The following is a 13,000-nucleotide window of genomic DNA, read 5'->3' as shown; positions in this document are numbered from 1 at the left end:
GGGGGGGGGCCATGCCCATTCGGCCGAGAAGTCGCAAGGCACGCGCTGGCAGTGACAGGCGATAGGCATTGCTGGTCTGCTGGACCTGCGGACCACGTCCCTGGTTGCCTGTCGGGATATAGCGGCGGAGCCAGTCGAGGAACCCGTGCTGGCGCAATGCCTTCAGCGCCCGCACGATCGCATCCCGCGATCGTCTGAGATAGCGCATCAGGGTCTCGATCGACGGATCGAGCCGGCCAGTACGAAAGTTCACGAGATTGGCAAACAGCTCCAGCAATTCGATTGCCACGCCCCCAAGGGGACCATTGCGGGATCCGGGCTCTCGCCCGGCCAGTTCATACCGCCGTGCCGCCAGCACGATCTTGCGAACGTCCTGGCTATTGGTGCGCTGCCAGAAGACCGCTTCGCATTTTCCGGCCGCACGGGATTGTTTGCGAACGGGCGTGCGTTCGCGCTCAGCCGGTGCTCCTACGAGCACGGCCCCAAATTGTTCAAACATAAGTCTTCAGCCTCCGTTTCACGGGAGGGCATGCCCTGTGGACAGCAGACAAAGATTCATCGTTCCGACAAGACCTAGGTCTTGCAGGTTCTCACGCTCTCGACTATGTTGGGATTTGAAAATATGTGGCCCAACAAGCCGACGTCTTAACTGACCAAAACCCCTAGCCGTTACCAGCGGCGAGGGGTTTTTCGTTATGCCCTCATTTCTTTTTCAGCAAACAACCTCAAAACTTCTTCGAACAGCTGCGCACGGGATGCCATCCCGCGCTCCGTCTTGATTTTATCAAGACAGTCCACCAGATCGACGGGCAGATCGGTGCTCACATAAATACGCCCAGCGGCCTTCAACCGTTCTCGGTGTGCGGCGACCTTTTCTCTAACTGGCGTAATCGTGCGACTCATGTGTTACATGAAACCTGAAAGCGACCGATTCTGCAACCTGACAAATTTCATCAGTTTTTAACGGAACATTAACCCAATCTCCCCCGGTCACGTCCGTGGGGTGGATTGGGAGCCCGAGGGGCGGGGCCAGGGCGCCCCTCGTCTGGTTTCGGGCGGGTCGATCCCGGCCTGAAGCAGCCTCCGGCTATATCGGCGCTCCGTGGACATTTCTGCAATAACACCCGCCAGGCCTGATCGGCCCGAAGCATGCGTAATCGGGCGGTCCCACAAGAGGCGAGCTCCTAGTACAATCCCGGTGCAACCGAGATGAAGGGAGATGACGATGTTCTATGCTGCTTTGGACGTGTCACTGCGCTCAGTGGCAATCTGCATTATCGACGAGGCTGGGAAAGTCAGGCTTGAGCGCTCAGTCCCATCGGACGTGCCTGATATCGTACGCTGCTTCAATGAGTTCGGCCAACCTATCCATCAAGTGGGGCTCGAAGCTGGCACGCTCACGCAACACCTGACTTACGGTTTGACGGATGCAGGGTTCGATGTCGTGTGCATGGAAGCGCGGCAAGTCAATGCCGCTCTTTCGGCCATGCGGAATAAGACGGACAAGAATGATGCTCGGGCTCTGAGTAGCAACGGAACAGAAAACACACATAAGCTTGCCTACAGGTCGTCGATTCCTGCGGTGCGGGGATCGCGCAGCGGCCTGAGTTCGCCGCGCGCGATGATTTCCGGCAGGGTGAAGGCGTAACGGCCGAGCATGTTGATGTGGCCGAAGCTCAACGGCGAGAGGTGGGCGACGTCCTCAGGCTTCACCGTACGCATCCGAGGAAGGCCGTCTTGTACGGATGAGGAATATGGAAGAGCACTGGCTATATCGACGTCAATATAGCCGGTGTTGTAGCCATGGACATTATCAGAGACCGTAAACAGGTGAGCCGCCTTGAGATTGTGGACAGCGGTCGGCGCCGCCGGTTCAGTGACGAAGCCAAGCTTGCGATTGTAGCAGAGAGCCTCTCTGCTCCCCGGCAGGTGACGGTTACAGCCCAGCGCCATGGGATCACCCGCTTCCAGTTGAATAGCTGGCGCAAGGCGGCGCGGGAAGGGGCAGGAACAAGAGCAGTTCAAAATCCTGCGCTAGGACCGAACGGAGCGTGAACCTTCGTCTCGTAGGCGCATGATCGTCTGCCGGCTGGTGACGAATTTCCTGGCGATTGCCGAAACGCTCATTCCCGTCGCCAGATCATCGCGCACACCCTGCTTTTGTTTCTCACTGAGCGTCGAGGGTCGGCCGAGGGCCTTTCCTTCCGATTTGGCGCGCTTGAGACCGGATTGCGTCCGCTCTATCAGCAAGTCCCGTTCGAACTGGGCGACGGCATTGAGCACATTCATGGTCATGGTGCCGGCCGAACTGGTGAGATCGGCCCCGCCAAGCGCAAGGCAATAGACGCGCACGCCCATTTCAGCCAGCGTCCTGACCGTGGTGCTGACATCGATCGCGTCGCGGCCGAGCCTGTCGAGCTTGGTCACGATGAGAATGTCCCCAGCCTCCAATTTGTCCATGAGCCGGGAAAATCCTCGGCGCTGCACGATGGCGGTACTGCCGGAAACCGTCTCGGTGATGATACGGCGCGGCTCGACCTGGAAGCCTGCGGCCTCGATTTCCTGAATCTGGTTCTCGGTGGTCTGTCCCGTCGTGGAAACGCGGACATAGGCGAAGGTGCGCGGCATGGGGGCCAATTTTGTCCGAATAGGCTGTCCGTAATATTTCGCCCGTTCGAAAGCCCGTCAAGGTAATTTGTGGACAGTGCGTTTCTCCCCTGTACGGGGCTCCGTGGGCATTTCTGCAATAATACCCGCTTCTGTAACGGGCCTTCCCGAGTCAATCCCTCACGACCTCAATCCCTCGCCGAGTGCTTGCTTCTGTCCGCAGTCGACGCTTGGTCGCTGCTTTATGGGGTCTGCTGAGGACCGGCTGGCCAATCTAAGGACGCGCAGTCACCTTGGTGCTGCTGCGGGTATTGCGGCCTATCCGCTCCATCGTCCCGGCGAAGGGACCTTGCTCCGGTGGCTGATGGGCGCCCCCCGAAACCTGTCTTGTTGTCTCTCCTTCCGCTCAGGCGGTCGTGGCTGCCGCCCGGTGGGAAATAAAGTTCGTTCCGTCCCTGAGCATGCGGTGCAACACCACCGCCAGCTTGCGGGCCAGCGCGACACGTGCCTTTCTGGGACCCGCGCGTCTGGCGATCGCCAGCGCCCAGCTCTTCATATCCGAACCTCTAACAGGGCGCGTCAGTATTACGTTGGCCGCCTCATAGAGCGCGGTTCGTACGCCCACATCGCCGGTCTTCGAGATACGACCACTATAATCGGTCTCGCCCGATTGATATTTCTTTGGCGTTAATCCGAAGTGCGGCCCCACCGCTCGGGATGATCGGAAACGCTCAGGCGCGTCGACGGCCGCCACGAATGTCAGCGCCACCAAGACGCCAACGCCAGGCGTCGTCATGAGCCTCCTTGCGTTGTCGTCCAGCCGGGCCATGGCGCGCAGTCTGCGTTCAAAACCTGCAAATTCGTCGGCAAGCGCGTCTCGCACCTTCAACAACGACGCAGAAATCGCTTCCAAGGTCGGATGACCTGCAATTAGTTCACGAATCCGTGCCGCATAGGTGCGCCGCGTCGTCGGCCCCACCTTGAGCCCGAACCCGCGTAGAATCCCCCGGATGCTCATCTCGATGTCGTGAAGTTTGCCCTGAATGAGCTTGCGGGCAGTCAGCAATGCTCGCACCTCCTGAGCTGGAAGAGATTTGCAGTGGACCGGCCTGAACCAGCCCAGCCGCATTAACTGCGCAATGCCGCGAGCATCCTTCTTGTCGGTCTTCACGGGCATCGTCTTGAAGGCGGCACGCACATGCCGCGTCTCGATCAACTCAACCGCTAAACCCGCCTTCGCCATTCCCGTGTAAAGCCACTGCGACAATGGGCCGGCCTCAAGGCCAATCCGTTCCATCGCCACGCCGTGCTCGCCAAACCAGACGATCAGCGCATTGGGCTCGCTTAGCACCTTTGCTTCCCGCACGATGCGGCCATCCGCATCTATCACACACACGCTTGAGTATTCCAATGATACATCGATGCCGGCATACTGCTTCATGGTCGTCTCTCCTTGATGCTATGGAGCAGGCTATTCCTGACTCCGCGAAACCATCATTGTGAGGGACGACCACCAGCCTTTCAAACGTGGCTGGTTGGGCTCCGCCCGTTACACCATCTAAGGGAAATCGAAGTTGTTTGGATTGAAGCGGTTAGCGCGGATCGGCCTGAAGCGTTCGAGGGGTCGGTCAATTTCGTTCCAGAGATAGTCTCCGGTGAGTGCGATATGAGCCCAGGGAAGCGGTGCTACCTGGGAGAGCAACTCGGCGGGAATATCGATGCCCTGGCTGCGGACATAATCGACGGCGCGGCTGAGATAGACGGTGTTCCACAGGATAATGGCGTTGACGACGAGGTTGAGGCCGGAGGCGCGGTAGGCCATGGTTTCCGCCACGCGGTTGCGCAGCTCGCCAAGCTGGTGGAGGAAGACCGCACGGGCAAGAGCGTGACGGCTCTCACCCTTGTTGAGGATGGCATGCGATCTGCGTCGGAGCTTGATGTCGAGCAACCAGTCGCAGATGAAGATCGAGCGTTCAATCCGGCCCATTTCGCGCAGCGCCTGATTGAGCCGGTTTTGCCGGGGTGATGCGGCAAGCTTCTTGAGGATGACGGACGGCGGCACCAGGCCCGCGCCGATCGAGGCCTTCAGCCGCAAGACCTCATCCCAGTGCTGTTCGATGACATCCATATTGACGGTTCCTGCGATCAGCGCGCCGAGCGGCTCGTAAGTCGGGTCGGGATCGATGACGAAGAGCCTGCGATTGCCGAGATTGCGGATACGAGGAATGAGCCTATAGCCGAAGCCATGGAACATGGAGAATGTCGTTTCGGTTGCGCCGGCGGTATCGGTTGCATGCTCATGGATTTCGACGGAGCTTTCGTTGTGAAGGAGGCCATCGAGCACGTAGGGCGCTTCGCTCTCGGACGCCTGGATCATGCGGGAGAAGAAGGAGGCGAAACGGTTGGACAGGAAGCCATAGACCGAGGCACCCGGTCTTTTGCCGTATTTTGCATTGTATTCAAGGCTGGCTTCGCCGCGCCCGCCGGCCGGAAAGAACTGCCCGTCCGAGGAGGAGATATGACCGTCGCCCCAGACCTCGGCGAAGGGATGGGCTTGCTGCGCATCGACCAGCACGGCGGTCGCAGTAGCGTAGGTTTCTGATCGTAGATGCCGATCCACCATTAGCATCATCTGATGGATCGTGACGCCGCGTGAACTTTCCGCCATGCGTTCAGCACCGGCATTGGTGGCGTCGGCAAGGATGGCGGCCATCAGTGCTGCCTCATCGTTCGCCGTCTCGCCGGTGCGATAGTGTGTGAAGCTGTCAAGGAACCTGGTCCAGTTGTGGACCTCAGCAAGCAGGCTGGTGATCCTGATCCGTGGGACGAGAACATAGATGCGCCGGCTCAGCGCCACGACCCGGTCACGCTCCTCCTCGCGGATCGGGGAGACCGACAAACCCTTGTCGGAAATGGCCGCATCTGGAATGGCGTTGGCCGCCGCTGCCCTTGCCAGCTCTTTGAGTTTCGCGTCGAGTGTGGCGGTGCGTTCGGCTCGCCATTCGGCAAAGCTGTCAGGGATGGCAAGCCCGAGCCGCCCCTCTGCACGCATCAGGGCGAAGATCGGTCGAGGCAGAAGGTAATCCTCGAAACTGCGCCATGCCCGGCTGCCATCAACCCATATGTCGCCGGCCCGCAGGCGCTCCCGCAGGTGAACGAGCACCGCCACTTCCCAGGCGCGTAGGTCGATGGTGCCGCCGTCCGAGCGCACACGCCGCCGCCACTTGCGGGTCATGAACGCGATCGGCACCTGCGCATGTATTTTCCTGCCGCTGTAGAGCGCACGTAGATGATCCACTGCCCTCAATACCGGATCATCGGGACGAAACGACCGGAAAGAGAACGCGCCGAACACAAGTCGGCCCAGCTTTCGAAGCGATTTGTGCCGCTCGATGAGCTCATCGAATTCGTCGCTGCGATCAGGGTGGACGACGGAACTGGCTGCCGCCATGCTGGCGGTTAATCCGTCCCAACCGAGTGACGTAGCAATTGCGGATGCGAAATCGGCATTGCTCTCCCGGGCGGCCAGAAGCGCCTCGCCAAGCTTGAGATGAGCGAGCGCAACCCCATCGAGAACCTCCGCATCCTTCAGGCGGCGTTCCTTTCGGCTGATCTCAGCCTTACGACGGGTGCTGCCGATCAATTTGCAGAACATGTCGATCGCAAGGTCGGTGATTGCCGCCTGCCTCTCGATGGCGAACGCCGTGAGCGTGGCATAACGGCGCTCGGATGTCAGGCGTCGTATCTCACGGGCATGCAGAATGCGGGCGTCCCGGGCGATGATCCCATAGCGGTTGGCATGGATCGTTTTACGCCGCTCATCGGAAATGGCCACCGAACGCAGAATCTCAAGACGGGCGATCAGACCTTTGAGGTTCTTCAGTTTGGCCCCTCCGGCGCTTCCGCAATCCAGCCGAGATGGCTCCGATCGCCGGACCGATCGATGAGAAGCTGATCAAGCGCCTCGATTGACGGTTGCTCCAGGCCCCGGATCAAGCCTCGATACGCCTGTCGTCGCGCCGCCGCCCGGCCCGCCATCGCCAGACGTATCAGCAGTTCCGGCACGGGAACGAGCAGCTTCTTGTCCTTGAGGGCTTCGATCACGGCCTTGGTAATCGGCTCGCCTTGTTCGGTCGCAGCGGCCTCGCGTGCCGCCGCGGTGATCAGGGTGCGATAATCGCTCGTCCGGATGGGCTGGAGATCCAGTGCGACGACAATCTCCCGCGTATGTTCTCGACGGGTTTCCTCCCGCTGGGCATAGAGCGCGAACACCGCGGGGTCGATGCCCAGCTGATCGGCGACCACGGAGACGACCGCCTGAGGCGGAACTTCCCCAGCGCGGAGCGGCCGACCGAGATCACGCACCAGAGCGAGCTGGATGGCAAAGCCCAGACGATTATGCGATCGGCGATGCGCTCTGGCGAAAGCGACATCCTCAGCGGACAGCGCATAGCGCGCAAGCGCCTCTTCATAAACGTCGGGTGGGGCGAACAGAACGGTACGCGACTGCGCGTCGAGGAAAGCCATCGGTCACACCCGCTCTCAAACTGGGGGAGCAGGCTCATCTTCTTTGCCCGGTCCGGTCCATCCGCTTCGCCGCAATGTATCGATGAGCGTCGAGCGCGCCACCTTGAACGTCCGGCACACGGACGCCTTGCTGGCGCCAGCTTCCAAAGCAGCCAGAACCTGCTCGACCTTTTCCGCATCGATCGTTGGAGGTCTCCCGCCCTTACGGCCACGTCGGCGTGCCGCCGCCAGACCAGCGTTGACCCGCTCCGTGATCAGCACTCTCTCGTATTCGGCAAGCGTGCCAAACAGGTTGAACAGAAACGCGCCGTGCGAATTCGTGGTGTCGATCGCCTCCGTCAGAGATCGGAAGGCGACACCACGTTTCTTCAAATCCTCGACGATGCGAATCAAGTGGGAGAGTGAACGGCCTAACCGATCTATCTTCCAAACGACCAGGACATCGCCTTCGCGCAATTCGGCGAGACATGCCTTCAGGCCCGGCCGATCGTCGCGCGCGCCCGAAGCGCGATCCTGATGCAGGTGGCGCTGATCGACCCCGGCCGCGAGCAGGGCGTCGCGCTGCAAGGCAACTGACTGGCGCTCATCACTGCTCGATACCCGCATGTAACCAATCAACATGTACGACAAACCTAAAATCAGGAATTGCCGCACAGTCTCACATTCCGACAGGGTTTGTCGCGTAAAAAATCGCCGGTCTGCCCCATCGATTTCAACCCGCGGAGCCGCTAGGCGGCAATCATCTGTTTTCCGTCACACGAAAATCTCTTAGCGGGTATTATTGCAGAGATTCCCACGGAGCCCCTTGAAGGCGCCGATATCGACCCGCTCGACAGCCTCGACAATGAAATGAACCAAATCGTCCTTGCCAACCCACTCGCGAAGATCAGGCGGCAACAGGAAGGCCTGCGTGCGGTCGTAGGATATGAAATTTACCATATAACCAGTATACATCAGGTTGGCGCGCTCCAGTGCGGATCGAAACGGTAACCGGCGCCGACATATTCCCGGAACAGGAAACGACAGCCCAGTCCTGGACCGTCGGAATTGTGGTCGAGTTCACCGTCGTGCCACACTCCACCGAATCCTGCTTCGGCGAATATCCTGTCCGAGAAGCTGATTTGCCAGGAAAGGCCGCTAAAGACCTGGTTCGCTTGGCCCGACGTGGCGATGGAGGCTCCAAGATTGACACGTGGTCGCATGATTTCCTGTTTCCAATCGACCGCATTGTCGAGGTCGAAGGGATCGAGAAACACAGTCACCTCCGGGAAGACGTCATCCTCGCGGGATTCTTTATCCTACACCGACACCGACGCGCCCAAACAAAGCTCATCGAATATCGGTTCTTCCGCGATTAAGGCGTGAGCGGTCAGGATCAATGTCATACACGCAACCGCAACCGACCGAAGGGTCTGCATTTCTGTCCACGTTACTGGGCTTCGATAAAGTGAATAGGCTTTCGGGATAGTTCAGGACTTGTGTGATACCAGCAGCTTGCGCAGGGCCGACAGGAGCCCTATGCCGAGACTAAAGCTGCTTCCGATGTTCTCGATGCGATGCCCAACAGTATTAACCATCTGGACTACCCCCTGCGTCTCAGCGGCGATTGTTTCCAGTGCCGCTGCCTCCATCTCATCGAGAGCCTGCAACTCCGGCGAATGCGGTTCACGCAGCGTGTAGGCAAGGAGGATGATAGCGGCTACGAGGTAAAGCCCCGCGATTGCCAATGTCGCGCCAAGACCGCCCAGTGGAACCTTGATCGCGAGAAACAGGGCATAGGTCGCAAGCCCGGCTGTGACGACGAAGGCGGCGACCGCAAGGGCGCCCGCAATAGCGCGCCGGATGATCTGCCGGAGAAGAACCTGTCGGCGCAGCAGCGCCACGCGGCCGTAAAGTTTTGCGGAATTGAGAGTGGACATGATTGATCTTTCAACTGAAACGGAAGACGGTTATCGAAGCCGATGTCCGATGACGACGCCAGCGGCAAGGCCGATACCGAATGCAGCGAGTGCAGTCAGTCGCGGGAACCTGTCCAATTCCTCGGCGAATTCGTCGAGGGTTTCGTTTGCGGTCTTCAGGAAGGTCTCAAGTTGGTGCGTCTCCGCGGCACGATCGGACAGTGGTTCATCCGAGGTCGAAGCCGTACTTCCATGTTCTCTAGCGGACGTTGCCTTGCGGGCGTGGGCTTCGATCTGCGCCCTCAGGTCCTGGATTTCCTTCATCAGGCTCATTCGCCTTCTCCTTGAAACTGCGCCGGAGGCGGGATTGGGGGGACCGCCGCCTCCGGCCCATAGGGACTATTTCGTGGCGTCCTCTATGGATTTGCGGATCGCGGCATAATTGTCGAACAAGAGCTGTTGCGCATCGGCGTAACCCTCCTTCGCCGTTTCCCATGCTTCTGCCGACGCATCCTGAAGGCGCTCGATCCGGGCATTCGCCGCGGCCTTCGCATCCTCGACCTGCGCGTTCAGGGCAGCGATACGGGCATCGATCGCCGCGCGCTGATCGGCTGCGACGTTCGCCGCGTCGGCGCGCAGATCGTTGATCGATTTCTGCCAGACCTTCCGGCGCGCCTCGAATTCGGCCTCAAGGACTGCCCGGCGCGTCGCAAGGTCTGCTTTCACCGCGTCGAGATACTCGTCACGCGTGGTCTGGAGCGCCGCCCAGTTGTCGTCGAGCGATTTGCGCGCCTCTGCCACCTGCGCATCCGACCAGGTCTTGGCGTTGGCGACCGCTTCCTCGGCCTGTGCACGATAGGCGTCGCGCCTGTCTCGCAGTGTCTTCAGCGACGCATCGGCCTTGGCACGAGCCTCTCCCTGAAGCCGGGTCGCCTCCTTCTCGAGGACAGCAATAGTCGCATCGAACTCGGCAAGCCGGTCCTGCGACCACTCCAGTGCCTGCCGCGCGAGTGAGGGGTTGTCCTGGGCTAAGGACTGGGTTTGCGGCGCAGAGGTATCTTGCGCAAAGACGACCGGTGCCGTGAACAGCGCGGTCTGGGCAACGAGCGCAAGGCCGATTGCCGATAAGCGAGATTTCATGTCGTTTCTCCCTGGTGTTCTATCGTAGAAGCCGCCGAAGTGTTCTAGTCAGAGCAGCTTCGAAAAGGCGTCCTTGATTTTCTGGATCGTGCGGTCATGAACGGCCCTCGCATCCGCGAGCCCGCCCTTCACGGCTTTCCAGGATTCGTCACCGGCATCCTTGGCTTCACCTATCCGAGCCTGGAACTTCTCGGTCTCGTCCGACAACCGCTTGAGGGCAGTATCGAATTCACCGCGCGCAGTCTCCACGGCATCCGCGGCCTGGTCACGCAACGCTTTGAGAGACGCCTCCCAGGACCGGCGCTGAGCCCGTGCGCGCGCAACCACGACATCGCGGGTCGATTCCGCCCGGTCGCTTACTGCCGCAAGGTAGGTCTGGAACACGGATTCGACCTCGACCCACTCAGCCTCGAGCGCATCCTGAATCCCTTCGACACTTCCCTTCACAGATTTCGCCTCGTCGCGCAGGTCGTCGTAGATCTTCTGGATCGTGTCTCTGGACGTTTTGAGGCGCACCAGGACGGCATCGACTTCCCTCCGGGCGCTGTCCTTCAACTTGTCCGAGGTCTTCTCGACTTCGGATATGATGGCATCCAGATCATCCAGGCGCTGCTTCGCCCAGGCGACAGTTTCGTGCGTGTGGAATCGATCGCTCATCGGGTGTTTCCTTTTCTGTTAAAGAAGAGATTGCCAGACTGTTCGGCGCTGGGCTGGACACCTGCGCTGCCCGGTGCCTCATTGAGAAAGCCGGACAGCGAGAAAATCGCTTCGGCAGAGATCGCGAACCATGTCTTCGATCTGACCGATGCAACCATCTTGAATGTGCTTCCAGCCCATCCCGCGCAGCATGATTCCGCGCAGAAACCTGAAACTAAGGATCGCCGTTAAGATCGCACTGATGCGCAATCGCAATGCCTCGTCGTCGGGAGAGCGTCCGGAGAAGTCGCTGGCAGCCCTCACCAGGTGCTCCAGCAAGGGCGCGACCGCCCGGTCATAGATCAGGGCGAAAGCCTCATCGTTGTCGTAGGAGCAACGCGCAACGAACGAGGTCCAGGAATACGGCTCGGTGTTTTCCAGAATGATGTGAAGAAGGTTCGTCAGAGCCTCCTCGAAATGGATAGCCTTTTCGGCGGGATCTCCGGTTTCCAGGATGCCCACCGCTTCCCCGAAACGGCCGGCGGCATAGTCGGCGATCATTTGAGCCGCTGCGAGATAAAGCTCCTTCTTTCCCCCGAAATGATAGGGAATGGCCGACAGGGTCGTTTTCGCCGCCTTTGCCAGCGCACGCGTGCTCGCCCCCTCATAACCCACCGTCCCTATCACTTCGATCGCAGCTACAATGAGCTGCGATCGCGTTTTCGCGCTCCGTGCCTGATGTCCACTCGTTGCCACTTCATGGGCTCGCATCGACTTCCCCTGCTGGTTACACAGTCAAAATAGTTCGAACGAACGAATTATTCAAGGTGATATTGAGGAACTTGCCCACCGACCGCGCAATACCCCGCCAAGATCTAGTCGATCTCGTGTTCTCACCGCGATGGACAACACATGGCTGATCGTCGCCAATCATTTGCGAAGACTGCGCCAGGCGACGGCCAACCAACATCCGATCAAGATCATGTGCCCGCCAAACATCATGATTTCATCGTTTCGATCCTTCGGCAGGACCTGCCAGAACGGGTGAGCGATCAACGCAGCGGCAAGCGTGAATGCAGAGAGGGAGAGCGCCCCGATCCAGCGCCAGAAACCCGTAATGACCATGATGGATGCGCCGATCTGGATCAGAATTGCGACCGCACTCAAAGGCGCGGGCGGAAGCAGCCCATAGGCTTCCATTTCTCGTATGCCGGCGTCGACGTTTAGAAGTCTCGTCACGCCCCAATAGATGTAAGGGCTGCAGAGGAGAAGTAAGAGAACTGATTGCGCAGTGCGAAAAGTTGCCCGAAACAACTTGACCTCGATGTATCTTTTCTCGCGTTGCATTAGTCTCTCCTGATGGACCGATCATCCCCTGGAACGACAAAGTGGCACCGCGTGGAAGACCCTCAATCGATCGGGCCCCAAGCCTTGATCACTCCGAACCAGCCGATGCGCTTTCGAATTCCGCGTTCGAACGGCCGGCTATAGGCAATGACTAATTCGAACGAACGAACTATTCAAGATTGACGACGATCAGCTGATAACGTATCTGAGCTAAACGAACGTTAAGTAGATTGAGCCGATGCATCCACACGACACCCGAACCGTCATTATCGAGACCGCAGCCGGCCTTTTCGCCGATCTCGGCTACAGCGCCGTCTCCATGCGCGACGTTGCAAGCAAGGTTGGCGTGACGCCGGCCAATCTATACCACCACTTCAAGGGCAAGGACGAACTGATCCGCGAGGCACTTGCGCATGTGTTTGCGCGCAAGACAGCTCCGCTGGAAGCTCTGCTAGAAGCAGCCCAGTATCAGGACGAAAAGCTCGAAGTCTTCATCCGCTGGTTCACACATCTTCTTGTGAGGGACAGAATCCTCTTCCGCCTCCTTGTCCGAGAGCTGACCGATGGAGATGCCGAGCGACTGGAGTACCTGTCGAAAACGGTGTTCGAGCGTCCGTTCGCTCTGGTGCGGTCGCTGGCGAGCACAAGGGCCCGCAACGGCGAAGACGATTTCCTGGCGGCGGTCTCCATTATCGGCGTCGTGCTCGGACAGGTGCAGCTTGGGGCACTTGTCCAGCACTTACCCGACGGACGTTCCGACCATCTCGACCCGGACGTCATCACACGGCACGTGTTCGCAGCCCTTCGCGAATGCTTCAAGACAACCTCGATCAAGGACACCTAAG

The 13,000-nt window shown here is 59.4% G+C and carries 18 protein-coding genes; 3 read left to right on the top strand and 15 right to left on the bottom strand.

Translation table 11 applies throughout. The features are described from left to right. Both CEV33_RS00605 and CEV33_RS23565 read right to left on the bottom strand, forming a co-directional pair. On the bottom strand, positions 1–499 hold a 499-nt coding region (locus CEV33_RS00605), incomplete at its 3' end, for a helix-turn-helix domain-containing protein (protein WP_094538682.1). A 194-nt stretch (positions 500–693) separates the two neighbouring features. After that, entirely contained in the window at positions 694–903 is a 210-nt protein-coding gene (locus CEV33_RS23565; protein WP_141211519.1) for a hypothetical protein, read from the bottom strand. Positions 904–1,219: 316 nt separating this feature from the next. Between CEV33_RS23565 and CEV33_RS24745 the strand changes: the two genes are divergently transcribed. Both CEV33_RS24745 and CEV33_RS24740 read left to right on the top strand, forming a co-directional pair. After that, positions 1,220–1,648, top strand: a complete 429-nt coding sequence (locus tag CEV33_RS24745; protein WP_374819030.1) for an IS110 family transposase — start codon at positions 1,220–1,222, stop codon at positions 1,646–1,648. A gap of 155 nt (positions 1,649–1,803) precedes the next feature. Continuing rightward, complete coding sequence (locus tag CEV33_RS24740; protein ID WP_094538681.1) at positions 1,804–2,055, top strand: transposase; 252 nt, start codon at positions 1,804–1,806, stop codon at positions 2,053–2,055. Here CEV33_RS24740 and CEV33_RS00590 read toward each other — a convergent pair. From CEV33_RS00590 to CEV33_RS00530, 13 genes are all read right to left on the bottom strand, one after another. Then, on the bottom strand, positions 2,035–2,628 hold the full coding sequence (locus CEV33_RS00590; RefSeq protein WP_094538680.1) for a recombinase family protein: 594 nt from the start codon (positions 2,626–2,628) through the stop codon (positions 2,035–2,037). The two genes, CEV33_RS24740 and CEV33_RS00590, sit on opposite strands and share 21 nt — an antisense overlap. A gap of 385 nt (positions 2,629–3,013) precedes the next feature. Continuing rightward, positions 3,014–4,048 (bottom strand): IS110 family RNA-guided transposase, encoded by a 1,035-nt coding sequence (locus tag CEV33_RS00585; RefSeq protein WP_094538679.1) that lies wholly within the window; start codon positions 4,046–4,048, stop codon positions 3,014–3,016. Between the two features lie 117 nt (positions 4,049–4,165). Continuing rightward, on the bottom strand, positions 4,166–6,451 hold the full coding sequence (locus tag CEV33_RS00575) for a Tn3 family transposase (RefSeq protein ID WP_235818323.1): 2,286 nt from the start codon (positions 6,449–6,451) through the stop codon (positions 4,166–4,168). A gap of 35 nt (positions 6,452–6,486) precedes the next feature. Then, positions 6,487–7,134, bottom strand: a complete 648-nt coding sequence (locus CEV33_RS24845) for a DUF4158 domain-containing protein (RefSeq protein WP_208620113.1) — start codon at positions 7,132–7,134, stop codon at positions 6,487–6,489. 15 nt (positions 7,135–7,149) lie between these two features. After that, positions 7,150–7,755, bottom strand: coding sequence for a recombinase family protein (locus tag CEV33_RS00570; RefSeq protein WP_094538678.1), 606 nt, complete (start codon positions 7,753–7,755; stop codon positions 7,150–7,152). A 147-nt stretch (positions 7,756–7,902) separates the two neighbouring features. Beyond that, entirely contained in the window at positions 7,903–8,088 is a 186-nt protein-coding gene (locus CEV33_RS00565; protein WP_094538677.1) for a hypothetical protein, read from the bottom strand. Continuing rightward, a complete protein-coding gene (locus tag CEV33_RS00560) occupies positions 8,088–8,390 on the bottom strand; it encodes an acyloxyacyl hydrolase (protein WP_235818322.1) in 303 nt (100 codons plus the stop codon). Before CEV33_RS00560 ends, CEV33_RS00565 begins: the two co-directional genes overlap by 1 nt. Positions 8,391–8,603: 213 nt before the next feature. Continuing rightward, positions 8,604–9,053, bottom strand: a complete 450-nt coding sequence (locus CEV33_RS00555) for a hypothetical protein (protein WP_094538676.1) — start codon at positions 9,051–9,053, stop codon at positions 8,604–8,606. Between the two features lie 30 nt (positions 9,054–9,083). Further along, complete coding sequence (locus CEV33_RS00550; protein WP_094538675.1) at positions 9,084–9,365, bottom strand: hypothetical protein; 282 nt, start codon at positions 9,363–9,365, stop codon at positions 9,084–9,086. Between the two features lie 66 nt (positions 9,366–9,431). After that, positions 9,432–10,172 carry a hypothetical protein gene (locus tag CEV33_RS00545; RefSeq protein WP_094538674.1) on the bottom strand — a complete coding sequence of 247 codons (741 nt, stop codon included), beginning with the start codon at positions 10,170–10,172 and terminating at the stop codon, positions 9,432–9,434. Positions 10,173–10,220: 48 nt separating this feature from the next. Next, complete coding sequence (locus CEV33_RS00540; protein ID WP_094538673.1) at positions 10,221–10,829, bottom strand: sll1863 family stress response protein; 609 nt, start codon at positions 10,827–10,829, stop codon at positions 10,221–10,223. 78 nt (positions 10,830–10,907) lie between these two features. Continuing rightward, positions 10,908–11,579 carry a CerR family C-terminal domain-containing protein gene (locus CEV33_RS00535; RefSeq protein WP_094538672.1) on the bottom strand — a complete coding sequence of 224 codons (672 nt, stop codon included), beginning with the start codon at positions 11,577–11,579 and terminating at the stop codon, positions 10,908–10,910. A gap of 159 nt (positions 11,580–11,738) precedes the next feature. Next, positions 11,739–12,155 (bottom strand): DoxX family protein, encoded by a 417-nt coding sequence (locus CEV33_RS00530; RefSeq protein ID WP_094538671.1) that lies wholly within the window; start codon positions 12,153–12,155, stop codon positions 11,739–11,741. A gap of 238 nt (positions 12,156–12,393) precedes the next feature. Here CEV33_RS00530 and CEV33_RS00525 point away from each other — a divergent pair, with 238 nt between their 5' ends. Continuing rightward, entirely contained in the window at positions 12,394–12,999 is a 606-nt protein-coding gene (locus tag CEV33_RS00525) for a TetR/AcrR family transcriptional regulator (protein WP_094538670.1), read from the top strand. Position 13,000 lies beyond the last annotated feature (1 nt).

The sequence above is a fragment of the Brucella grignonensis genome, assembly GCF_002252505.1.
GTDB lineage: Bacteria > Pseudomonadota > Alphaproteobacteria > Rhizobiales > Rhizobiaceae > Brucella > Brucella grignonensis.
This window is presented reverse-complemented; position numbering and strand designations above follow the sequence as displayed.